General features: G+C 67.5%; 19 protein-coding genes. 5 read left to right on the top strand and 14 right to left on the bottom strand.

Features of this window, described 5'->3' with window-relative positions:
- The 4 genes from ACOZ4N_RS13765 to rtcA all read right to left on the bottom strand — a co-directional run bounded on the left by ACOZ4N_RS13765 (window position 1) and on the right by rtcA (window position 3,336).
- The gene (locus ACOZ4N_RS13765; RefSeq protein ID WP_424016938.1) at window positions 1-396 is read right to left on the bottom strand and encodes a hypothetical protein; all 396 of its coding nucleotides are present in this window, start codon (window positions 394-396) and stop codon (window positions 1-3) included.
- A 64-nt stretch (window positions 397-460) separates the two neighbouring features.
- The gene (thrC, locus tag ACOZ4N_RS13760) at window positions 461-1,783 is read right to left on the bottom strand and encodes a threonine synthase (RefSeq protein WP_424016937.1); all 1,323 of its coding nucleotides are present in this window, start codon (window positions 1,781-1,783) and stop codon (window positions 461-463) included.
- A gap of 64 nt (window positions 1,784-1,847) precedes the next feature.
- Window positions 1,848-2,237 carry a helix-turn-helix domain-containing protein gene (locus ACOZ4N_RS13755; RefSeq protein WP_424016936.1) on the bottom strand — a complete coding sequence of 130 codons (390 nt, stop codon included), beginning with the start codon at window positions 2,235-2,237 and terminating at the stop codon, window positions 1,848-1,850.
- Window positions 2,238-2,304: 67 nt separating this feature from the next.
- On the bottom strand, window positions 2,305-3,336 hold the full coding sequence (gene rtcA, locus ACOZ4N_RS13750) for an RNA 3'-terminal phosphate cyclase (protein ID WP_424016935.1): 1,032 nt from the start codon (window positions 3,334-3,336) through the stop codon (window positions 2,305-2,307).
- Window positions 3,337-3,524: 188 nt separating this feature from the next.
- On the opposite strand from rtcA, the gene ACOZ4N_RS13745 reads away from it, so the two are divergent.
- The gene (locus ACOZ4N_RS13745) at window positions 3,525-4,559 is read left to right on the top strand and encodes an ATP-binding protein (RefSeq protein WP_424016934.1); all 1,035 of its coding nucleotides are present in this window, start codon (window positions 3,525-3,527) and stop codon (window positions 4,557-4,559) included.
- Window positions 4,560-4,847: 288 nt separating this feature from the next.
- Here the strand turns inward: ACOZ4N_RS13745 and sufU are convergent, their stop codons facing one another.
- The gene (gene sufU, locus ACOZ4N_RS13740; protein WP_424016933.1) at window positions 4,848-5,273 is read right to left on the bottom strand and encodes a Fe-S cluster assembly sulfur transfer protein SufU; all 426 of its coding nucleotides are present in this window, start codon (window positions 5,271-5,273) and stop codon (window positions 4,848-4,850) included.
- 256 nt (window positions 5,274-5,529) lie between these two features.
- Between sufU and ACOZ4N_RS13735 the strand changes: the two genes are divergently transcribed.
- The 4 genes from ACOZ4N_RS13735 to ACOZ4N_RS13720 all read left to right on the top strand — a co-directional run bounded on the left by ACOZ4N_RS13735 (window position 5,530) and on the right by ACOZ4N_RS13720 (window position 7,065).
- On the top strand, window positions 5,530-5,733 hold the full coding sequence (locus ACOZ4N_RS13735; RefSeq protein WP_424016932.1) for a hypothetical protein: 204 nt from the start codon (window positions 5,530-5,532) through the stop codon (window positions 5,731-5,733).
- A 62-nt stretch (window positions 5,734-5,795) separates the two neighbouring features.
- On the top strand, window positions 5,796-6,494 hold the full coding sequence (locus tag ACOZ4N_RS13730) for an AzlC family ABC transporter permease (protein ID WP_424016931.1): 699 nt from the start codon (window positions 5,796-5,798) through the stop codon (window positions 6,492-6,494).
- Window positions 6,484-6,825 (top strand): AzlD domain-containing protein, encoded by a 342-nt coding sequence (locus ACOZ4N_RS13725; protein WP_424016930.1) that lies wholly within the window; start codon window positions 6,484-6,486, stop codon window positions 6,823-6,825. The genes ACOZ4N_RS13730 and ACOZ4N_RS13725 overlap by 11 nt, the downstream gene beginning before the upstream one ends.
- A gap of 39 nt (window positions 6,826-6,864) precedes the next feature.
- Window positions 6,865-7,065 (top strand): hypothetical protein, encoded by a 201-nt coding sequence (locus tag ACOZ4N_RS13720; RefSeq protein ID WP_424016929.1) that lies wholly within the window; start codon window positions 6,865-6,867, stop codon window positions 7,063-7,065.
- Between the two features lie 6 nt (window positions 7,066-7,071).
- Here ACOZ4N_RS13720 and ACOZ4N_RS13715 read toward each other — a convergent pair whose 3' ends face one another.
- The 9 genes from ACOZ4N_RS13715 to ACOZ4N_RS13675 form a co-directional block, all read right to left on the bottom strand.
- Window positions 7,072-7,599: a hypothetical protein gene (locus ACOZ4N_RS13715; RefSeq protein WP_424016928.1), complete on the bottom strand. Its 528-nt coding sequence runs from the start codon at window positions 7,597-7,599 to the stop codon at window positions 7,072-7,074.
- A 23-nt stretch (window positions 7,600-7,622) separates the two neighbouring features.
- Complete coding sequence (locus ACOZ4N_RS13710) at window positions 7,623-8,867, bottom strand: aminotransferase class V-fold PLP-dependent enzyme (RefSeq protein ID WP_424016927.1); 1,245 nt, start codon at window positions 8,865-8,867, stop codon at window positions 7,623-7,625.
- 68 nt (window positions 8,868-8,935) lie between these two features.
- On the bottom strand, window positions 8,936-9,352 hold the full coding sequence (locus ACOZ4N_RS13705; RefSeq protein ID WP_424016926.1) for an acyl-CoA thioesterase: 417 nt from the start codon (window positions 9,350-9,352) through the stop codon (window positions 8,936-8,938).
- An 80-nt stretch (window positions 9,353-9,432) separates the two neighbouring features.
- Entirely contained in the window at window positions 9,433-10,530 is a 1,098-nt protein-coding gene (locus ACOZ4N_RS13700; RefSeq protein WP_424016925.1) for a mandelate racemase/muconate lactonizing enzyme family protein, read from the bottom strand.
- Window positions 10,531-10,613: 83 nt separating this feature from the next.
- Window positions 10,614-10,904 carry a DUF424 domain-containing protein gene (locus tag ACOZ4N_RS13695; RefSeq protein WP_424016924.1) on the bottom strand — a complete coding sequence of 97 codons (291 nt, stop codon included), beginning with the start codon at window positions 10,902-10,904 and terminating at the stop codon, window positions 10,614-10,616.
- Window positions 10,901-11,656 (bottom strand): tetratricopeptide repeat protein, encoded by a 756-nt coding sequence (locus ACOZ4N_RS13690; protein ID WP_424016923.1) that lies wholly within the window; start codon window positions 11,654-11,656, stop codon window positions 10,901-10,903. The genes ACOZ4N_RS13695 and ACOZ4N_RS13690 overlap by 4 nt, the downstream gene beginning before the upstream one ends.
- Window positions 11,657-11,788: 132 nt before the next feature.
- A complete protein-coding gene (locus ACOZ4N_RS13685; RefSeq protein ID WP_424016922.1) occupies window positions 11,789-12,898 on the bottom strand; it encodes an agmatinase family protein in 1,110 nt (369 codons plus the stop codon).
- A gap of 208 nt (window positions 12,899-13,106) precedes the next feature.
- On the bottom strand, window positions 13,107-14,129 hold the full coding sequence (locus tag ACOZ4N_RS13680) for an AbrB/MazE/SpoVT family DNA-binding domain-containing protein (RefSeq protein ID WP_424019956.1): 1,023 nt from the start codon (window positions 14,127-14,129) through the stop codon (window positions 13,107-13,109).
- A gap of 157 nt (window positions 14,130-14,286) precedes the next feature.
- A complete protein-coding gene (locus ACOZ4N_RS13675) occupies window positions 14,287-15,852 on the bottom strand; it encodes a sodium:solute symporter family protein (RefSeq protein WP_424016921.1) in 1,566 nt (521 codons plus the stop codon).
- Window positions 15,853-16,046: the final 194 nt, after the last annotated feature.

Here is a 16,046-nt window from a genome sequence, read left to right as displayed (position 1 = left end):
TCAAAACAGTCGCGACAGCGCGTCGCGGAGCCGTGTGCCCACACCCGATTCTGATTCGTCGCTCTCGAACTCGATCTCGACGGCCCCGTCGTCGACGTGTGTCCGGGGGTTCTCTGCGTCCAGAAGTGTCTCGTAGCGGTCGATCACTGCGTCCAGTTCGCGCTCTTTCCGGGCGACCTGCCGTTCGAGCAGAGCGACCCGCGTCCGCAGAATCTCGCGTTCGGTCGCTCGCAAGCGCGCGGTGTCGGCGCGCGGGAACCGGCCGGTGGTGGCACGCGTCCCGAGATCGGGCGGCGGCGGGGCCGGAATCCCGTCCTCGGCCCGCTCGTCGGCCGATCCCCCAGGGGCGGCGTGTGTCGTGTCGGAAGTCATCTCGCGGGCGTACAACTGTGTCATCGACTCACGTAAAGACCAGTCAGACGCTCGGCACACGGGCGGCCGACGGCGCGCTGTCGGGTGGTTAGCGGACGTAGCCGAGCACCTTCCCGAGCAGGCCGTCGCCGTCGAGACTGACGCGCTTGCCCTGGAGGTGTTTGAGTACCTTGTCCGTGTCGTTGGGAACGGGTTCGGGGTCGGCACCGGCCTCGGCGGCGGCCTCGGGGTCCTTGAGGAGGTGGCCGGTGGTCAGACAGACCACGTCCTCGCCGGGGTCGACCTCGCCGGAGAGACGGAGTTTGCGCAGGCCGGCGACGGAGGCGGCGGAGGCGGGTTCGACGCCGACACCCTGTTCGGCGAGGTCGCGCTGGGCCTCGGTGATGCGCTCGTCGGAGACGGCGACCGCGGTGCCGCCCGTGTTCCGGATGCCGGGCAGGGCCTTCGGCGCGTTGACCGGGTTGCCGATGCGGATGGCGGTCGCGCGGGTCTCGACCTCGTCCCAGCGGCGGGTGTCCTCCCGGCCCTCCTCGATGGCCTCGACCATCGGCGCGGCTCCCTCGGCCTGCACGCCGGTGAGTTTGGGCACGTCGCCGGGCGCGAGTGCGCCGCTACGAACGAGTTCGCGGAAAGCCTTGTACAGCGCCGCGGTGTTGCCCGCGTTCCCGACGGGGAGGACGATCCGGTCGGGGAACCGGCCCTCGTCCTCGTAGAACCGTTCGAGGATCTCGAAGCCGATGGTCTTCTGGCCCTCCAGGCGGAACGGATTGAGGGAGTTCAGCAGGTAGGCCTCGCCCCGACTCGCCAGGTCCTGCACGATGTCGAGACACGAGTCGAAGTTGCCGTCGACTTCGAGGATGCGCGCGCCATGCAAACTCGCCTGGGCCACCTTCCCGGCGGCGACCTTCCCGGCGGGCAGGAGGACGAGGGTTTCGAGGTTGGCGCGGGCACCGTAGGCCGACAGCGCGGCGCTGGTGTTACCCGTCGAGGCACAGGCCAGGCGGTCGACGCCGACTTCCTGGGCGACCCGGACGCCGACGGTCATGCCCCGGTCCTTGAACGAGCCGGTGGGGTTCATCCCCTCGTGTTTGATCCGGAGGTTGCGGACGCCGATGTCGTCCTCTAGGTCGGGGACGTAGTGCAGCGGCGTGTCGCCCTCGGGGAGGGTCACGCCCTCGTCGAAGGGCAGGGCCTCGCTGTAGCGCCAGACGCCCCGGCCCTCGAAGTCGTCGAAGGTGGGCGCGTCGGCGTAGCGGGCCTCCAGCAGGCCGTCGCAGTCGTCACAGGTGTAGCGCACGTCGTCGAAGGGAGCGAAGGTCTCGCCGCACTCGATGCAGGTCAGCCAGACGCCGTCGTCGGCGGCTTCGGGCACCGTCTGCGGGCCGCCGAGTTTGAGATCGAGGGTTGCCATTACCTGACACGACGGCGCGCCGGCGCAAAAGTGGGGTGGTTTCGCTCCGGGACTCGCGGGGCCGTCAGGCCCCGTCTTCGCCGAACTCGTCGATGCGCTCGTGGACGTAGGCTGCCCACTCGTCGAGGGTCTCGTGCATCAACTCGCGCGCCTCCGGGACCGGCGTCGCCGTGTACTGGTAGACGTGCCCGCCGTCGTCCAGCAGTCGCCGGTTGCGACTGGCCAGCCCCTTCTCCCGGAGCGTCGACAGCGACCGGTTGACGTTCGAGCGGTCCCGGTCCAGCACGTCCGACAGTTCCGCGACGGTACTCTCGGGCCGCTCGGCGAGTTCCAGATACGTCCGCGCCTCGTGGCGCTGGACGTCGAACACACAGGTCAGCACGTCCTCGAACCCCGGCTCGTCGTCGAGCATCAGTTCGCGAAACCGGTCCGGTTGCGGGTCGACCGTTGGCATCACTCCCGAGTTTGACGGCCCGCCGAATAAAACGAGGAGTTACCCCAGACTCACCGCCCGACGGCACTCAGTTCCCGGCCAGTCCGTCCGCGCGCACCCGGACCCGACCACCCGCCGCTCCCTCCTCGACCGCCACGTCACAGCCAAAGCGCGCCAGCAGGTCGACTCCGGACGCGACGTGCTCGGTCTCCGCCGGTACGGTCACCGCCCCGCCCACCATCGCCAGGAACGGCAACAGCTGATCCGCCAGGTGTCGGTCCACCGCAGCTCCGGTGCCTTCGAAGGTATCGATCGCGTCGACCGGCTCGCGTCCGACTTCCTCGGCCGGCTTGCCCTTCTCGCCCAGCGCGTCCAGCCCCGCGATTCCGTTCGCGTAGTCGGCCCGGACGGTGCAGACCGACCCCGGCGAGTCGCTCTCGACGTAGCCGACCAGCCGCTCCTTGACCGTCCGGCCCGCCCCGTCCAGTCGGTCGACCGCGGCGTCGGCCTGGCGCTCGGCCACGTCGGCGTCGGCCAGGTCCGCACTCGCCAGCGAGTACACCCGAACGCCCTCGGGATCGCCTCGCTCGGTCAGTGCCAGCGGTGCCGGATCGGCCGGCCCGAGCGTGAGCGTCGCCCGCCCGCCGCCGACGGGGTAGAAGCCGCGTCGAGTGGCGTCGACGGCGACCGGGACGCCCAGTCGGCGCAGGAGTGGGAGCTTGACGCGGCGGTACGTCGTGAGCGGGGGCGACCACGCCACGTCCGTCCCGCCGGTCGCCGACAGGCGGATCGGTTCGTCCGCCGCCAGCGCCAGTGGCAATACGGTATCGAACACGAGCGTGACGCTCCCGGCGGTCCCCACCGTGACCGACGCCGACCCGCCCGACCGGTCGCCGGGCTCGAAGGTGACCGTCTCCGACCCCAGGTCGGTCCCGGTGACGGTCGCGTCACAGACCGCCGCCACCGCCTCGACGGCCGCGGCGTGCTGGGGCTTCAGTCCCGGTTCCGGCCGGTCGCCCCGGACGTTCTCGACGCGAACGGCCCGGTCGGTCAGGACCGCCAGCGCGAGCGCGGTCCGGAGGAATCCCCCGCCCGCGTCCCCGCCGTCGAGTTCGAGCATGCCACCCGGTAACGTACTGTTACGGAAAAACACCTCGTTACTGCACCTGGGACCGCGACCTTGCGAAATTTATAATTGAGCGACACGATTTTCCGAACTCGCCGTCCACGGCGCGGCGGGAAACGGCGGCACACGGTTCGTAATCCGCGATGGTTTCAAATAATAGTACTCGAAAACAACTCGTGAAGATGTCTCAGGGGGCTGATGATGCGGGGGAGTGGCAGTGTCTGCTGGAGGACCTGCCGGTGATGTACGTCCACACGCGCACCGAGGACGGGCAGGCGGTGATCGACGTGTGCAACGAGCGGTTCGTCGAGACGCTGGGCTACGACCGCGAGTCGCTGGAGGGCCGTCCGCTCGCGGACGTGTATACGCCAGAGTCGGCGGCGGCGCTCGAAGCCGGCGACGCGCGGCCGCCGGCCGACGCCGATCCGGCGACCGAGCGGCGCAAACTGGTGTGTGCCGACGGCACTGTCGTCCACACACTCGTGCGTGCAGTGCCGCGAACGGACGGCGACGGCGTCGTCGGTACCCGGTTCCTGTTCGTCGACATCACGATGCGCGAGCAGCGCCGCCGGCAGGCGACCGTCCTCAACCGCCTGCTCCGGCACAACCTCCGCAACGACATGACCGTCGTGTTGAGCCACGCCCGCCTGCTCGCCGACGCCCTCGACGAGACCGAACAGGACTCCGCGCGGAAGGTCCGGGACATCGCCGAACGCTGGGACCGCCTCGTCGAGAAGGTCCAGCGCATCCGGCAGGTCCTCTCACCGGAGGACGACTGGCGACCGACCGACCTCGCGACCGTCCTCGAACGCGTCGAGAGCGACCTCAACGACCGCCACCCCGACGCCCACGTCCACATGTTGCGCCCCTCCGAGGGCGCGGCCACCATCCGCCCCGAGGTCGAACTCGCCCTGACGGAACTCTGTGAGAACGCCATCCAGCACGCCGACGCCGACGACCCCGAGGTCGTCGTCACCGTCGGGGTCCCCCCGGACGAACCCTGGGTCAAACTCACCGTCACCGACGACGGCCCGCCCATTCCCGAGAGTGAACTGCTGGCCCTGCGCGACGACGAGACCACCCCGCTCGTCCACGGCACCGGACTCGGCCTGTGGATGGTCCGCCTGGCCGTCGAACGCGTCGGCGGCCACGTCGCCGTCGTCGAGAACGACGACGAGGGCACCGCGGTCACCATCCGCTATCCGTGCCAGGACTGACCGGAAAACCAGCGCCGGGCCGCTCAGTCGTCGTCTTCGGTCGTGGTCTTGTCCACGTCCAACTCGCCGAAGTAGATGTCGCGCCTAAATTTTACCTCCTCGGGTTCCCTCGCTCGCAGTGCTCACTTCGGGAACCTCTCGTCGCAAAATTTAGTATAAAACTGCTTCTCGCGGGCCATCGTCTGCTCGCTATGCTCGCAGACTCGTCCGCGAGAAGGTGCTGTGCTCGTTCCTCGCGGCTTCGCCGCTCGGCTCCCCGAGGCCTCCCGCTGGTCGGCCTCGCACCCCTCAGTCGTCGTCTTCGGTCGTGGTCTTGTCCACGTCCAACTCGCCGAAGTAGATGTCCGCGCCGTCCTGAGCCACTTTCTCGGCCAGCACGGCGCACTTGATCCGCATCGGTGAGATGTCGACGCCGAGCATGTCGACCACGTCGTCACGGTCCAGTTCGTGGAGTTCCTCCACGGTCATCCCCTGGAGCTTTTCGGAGAGCATCGACGCCGAGGCCTGCGAGATCGCACAGCCGTCGCCCTGGAAGGCGACGTACTCGATCTCCTCGTCGTCCTCGTCGAGTTTCACCTGCATCTCGATGGTGTCGCCACACATCGGGTTCTCGCCGACGTGTGTGAACGTGGGATCCTCCATCTCCCCGTAGTTGCGCGGGCTCTTGTAGTGATCGAGGATCTGCTGCCGGTACATATCGGAGCCGCCGACCATTGTTACTGATTGATAGACGAGTGCGACGCAAAAGGCTTCCGAGCCACCTTTTTACTGCAGGGGGATTCGCGCAGAGCGCGAACCCCCTTTGCAAAAACGTGGGCGAAAAACCGCTCGGCGCTCAGCCTTCGGCTTCGCGCCGAGTGAACCGCCTCGCTTCGCTCGGCGGATGCTCGTCCGACACCGCACCGCCGACCGCACCCCGGCCGCTCGCTTCGGCTCAACTGTTTTTGCCGACCCCGTCGTAGCCGACTACATGGCACTCCAACTCCCGCTGGCCCTGCTGGGTCTGGCCGAACTGCTCGCCCCGCGCAAAGTCGTCGACTTCTGGATGGACCTCGCCGTCACCGACGACAGCGAGGTCGAACTCCGCCCCTGGGTCTACACCGCGGCCCGCATCGAAGGCATCCTCATCCTCCTGTGGGTGGTCTCGCGCCGCGGTGGCGACGCCGACGACTGACTCCGCTCGGCCGCCCCGGCGAGGATAGTCACGCGTAAACACGCCCAGATACATCCCCAGCCATGAACCGCGCAGACTTCCGTCGCGGCGTTCGCGACGTGGCTCCCCTCCTGCTCGGCGTCGCCCCCTTCGGTCTCGTCGCGGGCATCGCGGCCGCGAACGCCGGCCTCGACCTCACGCAGGCCGTCGGGATGTCGGTGATCGTCTTCGCCGGTGCCTCCCAGCTGGCCGCGCTGGATCTGATCGGCCGGGACGCGCCGCTCTCGGTGATCGTCCTCACCGCCGTCGTCATCAACCTCCGCATGTTGATGTACTCGGCCTCCATCGCCCCCCACTTCCGGACGTTCGCCGCCCGGGTCAAGGCCGGTCTGGCCTACCTGCTGACCGACCAGGCCTACGCCCTCTCCATCGCCAGCTACCGGGCCGAGGAGTCGGTCGACCGCGTCGCCTACTACCTCGGCGTCGCCGTCACGCTGTGGGTCGTCTGGCAGGTCACCACCGCCGCCGGCGTCCTCCTCGGGACGGGCGTCCCCGACGCCTGGGGTCTGGAGTTCGCCGTCCCGCTGGTCTTCCTCGCCCTCCTCGTTCCCGCGATGGAGGACGGCCCGACCACGGTCGCGGGGCTCGCGGGCGGCACCGTCGCCGTCGTGGGTGCCGGTCTCCCGCTCAACCTCGGCCTGCTCGTCGGCGCGTCGGTCGGCATCGTCGCGGGACTGCTCGCCGAGCGACCCATGGAGGTGAACGCCACCGATGGCCACTAGCTACGCCGACCCGCTGGTGTGGGGTGTCATCCTCGTCATCGGCGTCCTGACCTTCGCCATCCGCCTCTCCTTTATCGGACTGTTCGGCTACCTCGACGAGATTCCGCCGCGACTCGAACGCCCGCTCCGGTACGTCCCCGCCGCGGTCCTCGCGGCGCTGGTCCTCCCGGCCTTTGTCACGCTCGACGCCAGCGGCCTCGCGGTCGACAAACTCGTCGCCGGCGGCCTCGCCGCCGTCGTCGCCTGGCGCACGGAGAACGTCTTCGCCACCATGGCCGCCGGGATGGGCGCGCTCTGGCTCGTCCGATTCCTGGTCCTCCCGGCGCTCTGACCGACCGACTTATGCCGGATGGTGTCATCGACCCGAACGATGCTCGGTCGCTCGGTCGCCGACGACTCCGGCGTTCGCTGGGCGATGGCGGCAGTCGTGTTCGTCCTCGGTGTCGGACTGCTGGCCTACGGTGTCGGCCGGTCGACCGGCGCTATCGACTGGCGACTGCCACCGATCGCGTACTTCGCGGTGGCCGTCGTGTTGTTCGCCCACGCGGCGTTCCAGTTCCGGCGGCTGTGACGCGATTCACGAGTCGGACAGCCGCGACCAGAGTGTCGTCTCCGTCTTCGGTCCCTGGTGTCCGTCCTCGTAGCGTCGTCGGACCGCCGCTCGGTCCATTCCGTGTGCCCGGAGCCGCTCGACGACCTGACCGATCGGGTCCGCCAGCAGGCCGAGGAGGGCCGGTGTCGGGCCGTGTATCGTCGGCCCGGTGCGGTGGGGGACCCACTCGCCGTCGGGGTCGCCGTCCCGGGTCGTCCACGTCGTCAGGTCGAGTCGCCGATTCGCTCCCGATTGGAGCTCGGTCCGAACGTGGTACCCCATGTGAACCACGACGCTGCCGGCCACGCCGAATTCGACCAGCGCGTACAGGGAGACGAGTTCCCAGAGCGAGGTCTCCAGTGCCCACTCCGTCCCGTCCGGGAGCGAACACCGGATCACGACTCCCTCCCGGTCGTGCAGGAGCGTCTCCCGGACACCAGCGTCGTCCATCCAGTCGTGTGTGTTACAGTCGGCGGTGGCGTGGACTTCGTCGGCCGCGTAGCGCCCGGACATACCTCTATCCCTGCCGCCGGGGTTCAGGCGAACAGCTCCCGTGCGTCCTCCAGTGCCTCGACCAGTTTGTCCACTTCCTCCCGGGTGTTGTAGATGTAGAAGGACGCCCGGGCGGAGGCGGGGACGCCGAGTTTGTCGTGGAGCGGCTGGGTGCAGTGGTCGCCGGCCCGGACCGCCACGCCGTGGGCGTTCAGGATCTCGGACACGTCGTGGGCGTGGACGGTGTCGAGGTTGAACGAGACCAGGGCGGCGCGGTCGTCGCCCGGCGGACCGAGGATCTCGATGTCCTCGAACTCCGAGAGCCGGTCGTAGGCGTACTCGGCCAGGGCCTCGCCGTGGCGGTGGACGTTCTCCATCCCGATGTCGTCGAGGTAGTCACACGCCTCCGCGAGGGCGATGCCCTGCGCGATGACGGGCGTTCCGGCCTCGAACTTCCAGGGGAGTTCGTGCCACGTCGAGTCCTCGAAGGTGACCTTCTCGATCATCATGCCGCCGTAGAGGTACGGCTGCATCTCCTCCAGCAGGTGCTGCTTGCCGTAGAGGACGCCCACACCGGTCGGGCCGCACATCTTGTGGCCCGAGAAGGCGAAGAAGTCGGCGTCGATGGCCTCCACGTCGACGGGCATGTGCGGGACCGACTGGGCCCCGTCCACGAAGATCAGGGCGTCCTGTTCGTGGGCCAGATCCGCGAGTTCCGAGACGGGGTTGATCGTACCGAGCGTGTTCGAGACGTGGACGACGCTGACCATCGCGGTGTCGGGCCCGATCAACTCGCGGGCGTGGTCCATGTCGAGGTAGCCATCCTCGTCGACCTCGATGAACCGAACCGTGGCACCTGTCTTCTTGGCGATCTGTTGCCAGGTCACGAGCGCCGCGTGGTGTTCCATCTCGGTCAGGACGATCTCGTCGCCCGGCCCCAGTTCTTCGAGGCCCCACGCGTACGCGACGGTGTTCATCGACTCCGTGGTGTTTTTCGTGAAGACGATCTCCTCGCGCTCGCCGGAGGCCCCGATGAACTCCGCGACGCGGTCGTGGGCGTCCTCGTAGGCGATCGAGGCCTCCTGTGAGAGCTGGTGGAGGCCGCGGTGGACGTTCGAGTTGTAGGTGCGGTAGTACTCGACGATGGCGTCGACCACCTGATCGGGCGTCTGACTCGTCGCCGCGTTGTCGAGATAGACCAGCGGCGTCCCGTCGAACTCCCGTTCGAGGATCGGGAAGTCCGCCCGAATATCCTCGACGGCGAGCGGCGCTGATTCAGTGGTTCCCATTACCAGTACGGAGGGGTTCCGGACCCAACACTCCTTCGGTCCCGCCAGGTACTGCTAGCTGCTGGCGGTTACTCGCCGCCCAGACCCGGTTCGAACGCCCGGATCGCCCCGCGCCACTCCGCGGGCAGTGCCGTCGGTGTGCCGTCCTCGCCCATGTAGACCTGTGTCGTCTCCCCCGTCGCCGCGAGGGTCCCGTCCTTTTCCATCCGGTAGGCCAGCGTCAGGCTCGACTCGCCCATCTCGGCGGCCCGGACGGCGACCTCGACGCCGCCGCCCTCGTAGGTGATCGGCGCGTGGTAGTCCAGTTCGAGGTTGGCCAGTACGAAGTTGCGGGTCCCGAGGTCCTCGGCGTCGAACGCGCGTTCGAGGTACTCGCCCCGCGCCTCCTCCATGTAGGTCGCGAAGACGGCGTTGTTGACGTGATCCCAGGGGTCGATGTCGCGGTAGCGGATCGGCACTGTCGTCGTGAACGCGAACTCACTCATCGCGTCGGGAGAACCCTCGGAGACTCCTCTCACTTACGATCCCTGCCGTCTTTGCGGATCGGTGACGCAGGTCACCGCTCTCATCCCTCCAGCAACGAATCGTCAATCTCGACCCCGAGCCCCGGTCCCTCGGGTGGGGTGACCACGCCGTCCTCGTGGTCGACGGTCTCGGACAGCAGGAAGTCCCGCACGTCGGGCGTCCACGGCGGTTCCATCGGGAACTCACACCACGGCGAGTCGTTGGCGGCCATGACGTGGAGGTTCGCGACGAACCCGATCCCGTTGGTCCAGGTGTGGGGCACGTATTCGAGGCCGTGCTGACGGGCCATCGCCGCCACCTCGTCGGCGCGTTTGATCCCCGTCGCCAGCGCGGCGTCCGGTTGCAGGACGTCGAGCGATCCCTGTTTCACGAACTCACGGAAGTGGTGGATGCCGTCGTTGAACTCCCCGCCGGCGATGGGCACGTCCGTCGCATCGCGCAGGCGGGCGTACTGTTCGTAGTCGTGGCGCGGAAGCGGTTCCTCCAGCCAGCGGACGTTGCCCACGTCCTCCAGCCCGCGGGCGAACTCCAGGGCCTCCCGGAACGACCACTGGCGCTCGTGTTCCATCACCCGCACCGCCCACCCCTTGTTCGCGTCGACCATCAGCGGCAGGTCGGGGTAGGCCTCGCGAACCTCGCGGACGATCTCGATGTGATCGGGCTCGGTCACCCGGAGTTTGACCGCGCCCACACCCGCATCGATCACGTCTCCGACGTAGTCGATGCGCTCCTCGGCCGGCATCACTTCGCCCGTCGAGGCGTAGACGGGAATCTCGCTCGCCGACCCGCCGAGCAGTTCGTAGATCGGCTTGCCGGCGTCCTTGCCGATGAGGTCCCACATGGCGATCTCGACGCCCCACGGCCGCGGGCCGACGAGGTTGATGCTGTCGAGTTTTCGCAAGATCCCCTCCACGTCGTGCGGGTCCTCGCCGAGCAGGAAGTACGACAGCGGCTCCGAGAAGTCCATCCCGCCGGCGAAACTCGGCATCGCGCCGTAGCCGGTCAGGCCGGTGTCGGTCTCGATCTCGAACAGTTCGACCTCGTGGGTCCCCTGCGGGTAGCCCGGAATCCACGTCGGTTCGAAACTCCCCTCGGCCTGGTGTTCCAGGTGGTACTGGTCGACGCCAGTGATCTGCATGCGAGGTGGGCCACCCGGCGGGCACAAAAGCGTTCAGCCGGAGCGGTGAGGGACGAAAAGTGGGTGTCGACGGCGGGCGGTGGTCACATCCGCAACAGCTGGGCGTGGCGCGTGTCCTCGATGTCGAGGACGTTGGCCTCCTCGACGAAGCCGTGTTCGATGGCGATCTCGACGGCCCGGGTGCCGACGATGTTGGCCACGGCACAGCGGGCGAGGCTGTCGACGACGGCGTCCTCGTCGACTTCCTCGCCGTCGTAGAAGTCGGCCTCGACGGTGAGGGACACCTGGCCGTTCTCGAAGGTCTCGCCGAGTACGTCGGGGTCACAGACCGATACGAGCAGTCCCTCGTCGGTTTCGCGCTCGTTGAGGATCATTCGAGTTGTTGCTGTTGTTGCTCGTCGACGAGGTCGGCCTCGGCCTCCTCGCGCATCTCCTCGGCCTCCTGGGCGATCTCCTCGGCGCGGTCGAACTCGCCCATCTCCTCGAGTGCGCGGGCCTTCTCCTCAAGGATGCGGGTGTTGCGCTCGCCCAGGCGGATCGCGTTGTCGAAGGCGTTCAGCGCGTCCTCGGCGAGGCCCCGTTCGAGCAGGAAGAAGCCGCGGTTGTACCAGGCTTCGGCGAAGCGCTCGTCGATCTCGACGGCGCGTTCGGCGTGTTCCAGGGCCTCCTCGGTGCGCCCGAACTCCCACAGCGCGTACGCGAGGTTGGTCTCGGCGGTCGCGGCGTGTTCGCTCGAATCGTCGATGTCGATGGCCTCCCGATACGCGCCGATGGCCATGTCGTACTCCTCGAGTTCGGCGTGGGCCGCGCCCTTGTTGACCCAGGCCTCCTGTTCGATCCGGTCGTCCTCGGCGAACTGGGCGACCCGCTCGAAGGCGTCGGCGGCCTGCTCGAAGCGGTTGATCTGCATGTACGACAGCGCCACGTCGAGCAACTCCTCGGCGTCGACCTGATCGCTCGCGAGGTTGCGCTCGTCGAGCATGTCCGTGAGCGCCCGGGAGTCGATGGGGTCGACCTTGTCCGGGTCCACGTCGAGTTCCGGCGGATCCAGATCGAACTCGTCGTAGGGGTCCTCGAACCCCTGCCCCTCCGAGAACTCGTAGTCGTCGGGCTCTCTGTCTGTCATACCGACCGATTGGACGGGCAGGCGGTTAAGGCCTACGTCCACGGGACAGCCGCGAAAAAACGGCGTGTCGAGTTCTCGGCTCGCGGTTTTTACCGCTCGCCCGTTCGGCGAGACTCACTCCGTTCGTCTCGCCTAATCGTCGGCGGGCGCTTCCGTCTCCTCGGTCGGCCCGAGCGGTTCCTTGGGCTTGATCGGGTCGCCCGACTCCAGTCCCTGGTCGGCCAGCGCCATGCTTCCCAGCACTTCGATGATGAGGCGGTTGGCGAAGCCGCTGGTGATCCCGCCGTTGTAGGAGTTGGTGTCGCTCACGTCGTAGGCCGGCGAGACCTCGACCACGTCGAAGCCGAAGTCGTCCGGATCGAGCGCCTTGACGACCTCCCGGACCATGTAGATGGCTTCCCGGGGGATCAGGCCGCCGGGCTCGGGTTCGCCGGTGCCGGGCGCGAAGGCGGGCTCCATCACGTCCACGTCGAAGGACACCCAGACGGCGTCGGTTCCGTCCTGTGCGCGCTGGACCGCGTCGGTCACGATGTCGTCGAGATCCATGTTCCCGACCTCCATCGCGGTGTACCACTTCATGCCTTCCTCGCGCATCTCCTCGTAGATCTCCGGCCCGGGCCAGAACCCGCGCGGGCCGATCAGCGTGTAGTTCTCGCCGGTCACGAGGTCGTCGTCGAACACGCGCTTGACCCACGCGCCGTGGTCGTACTCGAAACCGGTCAGGCCCTCGTCGCCGGTGTCGGCGTGGCAGTCGAAGTGGATCAACCCGACGTCCTCGTAGCCGTTGGCTTCGGCCCACCCCTTGATGTCCGGGTAGCTGATGGAGTGGTCGCCGCCGATCACGATGGGCGTGGCCTGTTCGCTGATCTCGGAGACGGCGTCCTCGATGTTCAGCTGGCTCTGGCGGGTGTCGCCCGGCGAGACCGCCGCGTCGCCCGTGTCGGCGACGCTGAAGTGGTCGAAGGGATCGACGCCCGTCTCGATGTTGAAGTGCTGGTACGGCGGCGAAGGGACCGTGGAGGCGGCCCGCACCGCGCGGGGCCCGTACCGGGTGCCCGGCCGGATCGTCGTCGCCGTGTCCAGCGGCGCACCGATGATCCCCACGTCCACGTCCTCCTCGTCGAGGTTCTCGCGGTCCACTTCGGGGAGTTTGAGGAAGGAGGGGATGCCCGAGAAGATGGGTTCGTTCGCCTCGTCGTACGCCTCGCCGTAGATGTCGCGGCCTGATCTATCGTCGGTCATGGTTTGTGTATCTGAATGCTCGAACGCGAATCGCATGTCGCGTTTTCGTCGACGTTTCTGTGTGATCGACCAGTATGCAAAAGCGTTCCCTGAGATGTGTAATACCGTCCCCCATGTACCGCTGGGTCCAGTGGTTGTCACTGGGTGATTAAGGTCCTAGAGGTAGCCGTCGCTCGGCGTGCGAGCGTCCGGAAAACCGGTCGGGCAGTCACTCGGCGGTGACCAGGTCGGGGTCCTCGCGGAAGGCGAGGTGGGTGGCGACGGCGAGGGTGTCCCGGGTGTGGCGGGCGCTCCGTTCGAGCATGTCGACGGCGCGCTGGAGGACGAGCAGTGGCTCGGGGCGGCGGTCGCGGAGGTAGTCGTTGACTTCGACCACGTGGTCGTCGACACTGCCGAGTGCCGTCCGGGCCTCGCAGGTCGTGTCGTAGTCGGGCGTGACGACCGCGGTCCGGGTGGCCTCCGCGGCCGTGTCGAGGGCGTCCGCGAGCGCGTCGACGTGAGCGGCGGTCCCCTCGTCGAGCGCCGACACGTCGTGGTCCCGGACCAGCGCGGCGATCTCGGTGGCGGCGTCGGCCATCAACACGATGTCCTGGACCGCCGACCGGTAGCCGATCAGGGGAAACCCCGTGTCGAGGCCGACCGCCCGGTTGAGCCGGGGGTTGCGGTAGGTCGCGAAGACGATCCGGAGGAACAAGTAGAACAGTTTCCGGACCTGTGACTGCCGGTCGATGACCCGTTCGGCCGCCGCGGCGTCACCCTCCCGGAGGGCGGTCAGGGCGTCCCGACGCATCGTCGCCTCCGTCCGGTAGAGTCGGCCCAGCAGCGTCGCCAACTCGAAATCGGTCGGCGCGATGGAACACCGGACCGTGATCTCGGTCTCGCGTTCCTCGACGATCCCCAGTCCCATGAGCCAGCGTTCCGCGCTGAGGACGGCGTCGCGCTGTGGTCCGGTCAGGGGTTCGGTCCCGGCGATGCGGATGAGTTGCCGACCGAGGACGTACTGGGTCTCGATGGCCCGCTCCAGGGCGTCGGCACCCAGCGAGTCCGCGTCGACCGTCGCTTCCTCGTCGGCGATGGTCGGGTCCTCGGGGACGAGCAACAGTGACCCACCGCTCTCGTCGCGTTGCATGATGAGTTCGTCGCCCTTCTCGATGCCGTGGTGACGCACCCAGTCGGCCGGCACCGTCACGCCGAGTGTCGACGACCCCAACTGCTGGACCTTCCGCTTCATCCGGATCGGGTCCCGATTCACGCCCGCTCACTCCGTCGGCCGGGAACGCTCGGTCGATGATCGTCCATCTATTCTCGATTTCGTGTTTTGGTCCGCGGCATAAGCGATTACTGGTTCAGGAAAACGTACGAAATGGCCGAACAAATAGACGAACGTGTTATTCGTCGCTGTCGTCACCGCCGGCGACGATGGTCCGGTGACCCTCCTCGTCGAGCGACCGGCTCCCGTAGCTGTCGCGGGTGGCGTAACCGACGGCCACGAAGACGACGAGGCTCACCGCGGCGGCGATGAACGTCGGCAGGCCGTCGAACGACGCCGTGAAGATGTCGTTGGGGATGTACAGCAGCGTGTTCTCGTAGGCGTAGGTCGTCGGGACGAGGACGAAAAAGACCAGGCGAGTGACCGACCCGGCGACCATCGAGGTCAGCGCTGCGGGCGTGTTCGCCAGACTCGGCCAGTAGAGGCCGAACACGAGCGGCACCAGCGCCCCGGCGAGCATGATGTCGAACGCCAGCACGAGCAACATGCCGGTCGCAGAGACGCGCAGCGCGAAGAAGATGCCCAGCAGCGTGATCGGGACGGCCATCAGCCGCGTCACTTTGAGCAGTTTGTCGCTCTCGCCGCTGAAGAAGCCGCTGGAACCGCCGTCGGTCGCCACGGCCTCGCCCGAACGCCGTTCCTCGTCGACACGGATGCCGACGATGTTGCGGGCCATCACCGAGGAGGTGCCGAGGATGGCACCGTCACTGGTCGAGAACGAAGCGGCGACGATCCCCGCGATGACGACGGCCGCGAGCCACGGCGGCACGGCGTTTTGCAGGAGGACGTACAGCACCGCCTGACTCCCGGGTTCGATCCCCAGACTCGCCAGGATCGACCCCGAGGACAGCGCGACGATGGAGAAGGGGATGCCGATGATCAGCGTGCCCGCCGAGCCGATGAAACAGGCCCGCTGGGCCGTCTCGGGGCTGTCGGCGGCGAACACCCGTTCCATGAAGTCGATGGCGACGATGTCGCCCAGCCCCAGCGCGACGATGGTGGCGAGGTTGATGTACGCGCCCTGGCCCGGGTCGGTCAGCTGGCCCAGCGCCATCGGCCCCATTCCGTCCGGGATGGTGATGCCGTACTGGGTCGCGACGAAGACGATCAGGCCGATGGAACCGAAGAAGGCCACGAACGCCTGGATCACGTCGGTGTACGCGACCGCGAACAGGCCGCCGGCGATGGTGTAGACGAACACGATGGCCGCGATCAACACGACGCCCGTCGCGTAGCTGGTGCCGACGAACGTCCGAAAGAGGTAGCCACCGGCCACGAGGTTCCCGGCCAGCAGGAAGGCGTAACTGATGACCATGATGAAACTCGCCAGCATCTCGACCGTGCGGCCGTACTTGCGCCGGAAGAAGTCCGGGAGCGTCGTGAGGTTCATCCGGTTCATCGGCTTGGCGAAAAAGAGGCCCGTGATGAACAGACACAGCGCCAGTCCGATTGGCAGTGCCGCGCCGGCCCAGAACCCGGCGGCGGCCACCAGGTCGGTGTTGCCGAGCGTCGCGTTCGCGTCCAGCGACTGGGCCATCAACGTCGCCGCCGCCAGCGGGAGGATCAACCCCCGCCCCGCGACGATGTAGTTGATGCTGTCGCCGTCGATCTTCCGGGAGACGTACAGGCCGACCGCCAACATCACGACGATGGCCCCACCGACGCCATAGAGGATGACGCTCACACCACCACCCCCCGTCTCACGGTGCCCGAATCGTCACCGAATCCGGTTCGAAATCGAACTTCTCCAATCGTATCGCCGAAGTGCGCCACGTTCAGGCTCATTTTCGCTACAAAACTTAGGGTCTGATCACAACTGAAAGGCTTTCCCATATGATTGTATATCGAATTCCGTACTGATGCAACGACTCCCGTCGC

Origin of the sequence: Halorientalis pallida (assembly GCF_049605515.1) — an archaeon.
GTDB lineage: Archaea > Halobacteriota > Halobacteria > Halobacteriales > Haloarculaceae > Halorientalis > Halorientalis pallida_A.
The sequence above is the reverse complement of the archived record's forward strand: the minus strand, read 5'-3'. Positions and strand labels throughout refer to the sequence as shown.

What these genes read in the sequence shown, in the direction of transcription:
- ACOZ4N_RS13765 (WP_424016938.1), bottom strand. Translation starts at nt 396, where the DNA reads ATGACACAGTTGTACGCCCGCGAGATGACTTCCGACACGACACACGCC.
- thrC (WP_424016937.1), bottom strand. Translation starts at nt 1,783, where the DNA reads ATGGCAACCCTCGATCTCAAACTCGGCGGCCCGCAGACGGTGCCCGAA.
- ACOZ4N_RS13755 (WP_424016936.1), bottom strand. Translation starts at nt 2,237, where the DNA reads ATGCCAACGGTCGACCCGCAACCGGACCGGTTTCGCGAACTGATGCTC.
- rtcA (WP_424016935.1), bottom strand. Translation starts at nt 3,336, where the DNA reads ATGCTCGAACTCGACGGCGGGGACGCGGGCGGGGGATTCCTCCGGACC.
- ACOZ4N_RS13745 (WP_424016934.1), top strand. Translation starts at nt 3,525, where the DNA reads ATGTCTCAGGGGGCTGATGATGCGGGGGAGTGGCAGTGTCTGCTGGAG.
- sufU (WP_424016933.1), bottom strand. Translation starts at nt 5,273, where the DNA reads ATGGTCGGCGGCTCCGATATGTACCGGCAGCAGATCCTCGATCACTAC.
- ACOZ4N_RS13735 (WP_424016932.1), top strand. Translation starts at nt 5,530, where the DNA reads ATGGCACTCCAACTCCCGCTGGCCCTGCTGGGTCTGGCCGAACTGCTC.
- ACOZ4N_RS13730 (WP_424016931.1), top strand. Translation starts at nt 5,796, where the DNA reads ATGAACCGCGCAGACTTCCGTCGCGGCGTTCGCGACGTGGCTCCCCTC.
- ACOZ4N_RS13725 (WP_424016930.1), top strand. Translation starts at nt 6,484, where the DNA reads ATGGCCACTAGCTACGCCGACCCGCTGGTGTGGGGTGTCATCCTCGTC.
- ACOZ4N_RS13720 (WP_424016929.1), top strand. Translation starts at nt 6,865, where the DNA reads ATGCTCGGTCGCTCGGTCGCCGACGACTCCGGCGTTCGCTGGGCGATG.
- ACOZ4N_RS13715 (WP_424016928.1), bottom strand. Translation starts at nt 7,599, where the DNA reads ATGTCCGGGCGCTACGCGGCCGACGAAGTCCACGCCACCGCCGACTGT.
- ACOZ4N_RS13710 (WP_424016927.1), bottom strand. Translation starts at nt 8,867, where the DNA reads ATGGGAACCACTGAATCAGCGCCGCTCGCCGTCGAGGATATTCGGGCG.
- ACOZ4N_RS13705 (WP_424016926.1), bottom strand. Translation starts at nt 9,352, where the DNA reads ATGAGTGAGTTCGCGTTCACGACGACAGTGCCGATCCGCTACCGCGAC.
- ACOZ4N_RS13700 (WP_424016925.1), bottom strand. Translation starts at nt 10,530, where the DNA reads ATGCAGATCACTGGCGTCGACCAGTACCACCTGGAACACCAGGCCGAG.
- ACOZ4N_RS13695 (WP_424016924.1), bottom strand. Translation starts at nt 10,904, where the DNA reads ATGATCCTCAACGAGCGCGAAACCGACGAGGGACTGCTCGTATCGGTC.
- ACOZ4N_RS13690 (WP_424016923.1), bottom strand. Translation starts at nt 11,656, where the DNA reads ATGACAGACAGAGAGCCCGACGACTACGAGTTCTCGGAGGGGCAGGGG.
- ACOZ4N_RS13685 (WP_424016922.1), bottom strand. Translation starts at nt 12,898, where the DNA reads ATGACCGACGATAGATCAGGCCGCGACATCTACGGCGAGGCGTACGAC.
- ACOZ4N_RS13680 (WP_424019956.1), bottom strand. Translation starts at nt 14,129, where the DNA reads ATGAAGCGGAAGGTCCAGCAGTTGGGGTCGTCGACACTCGGCGTGACG.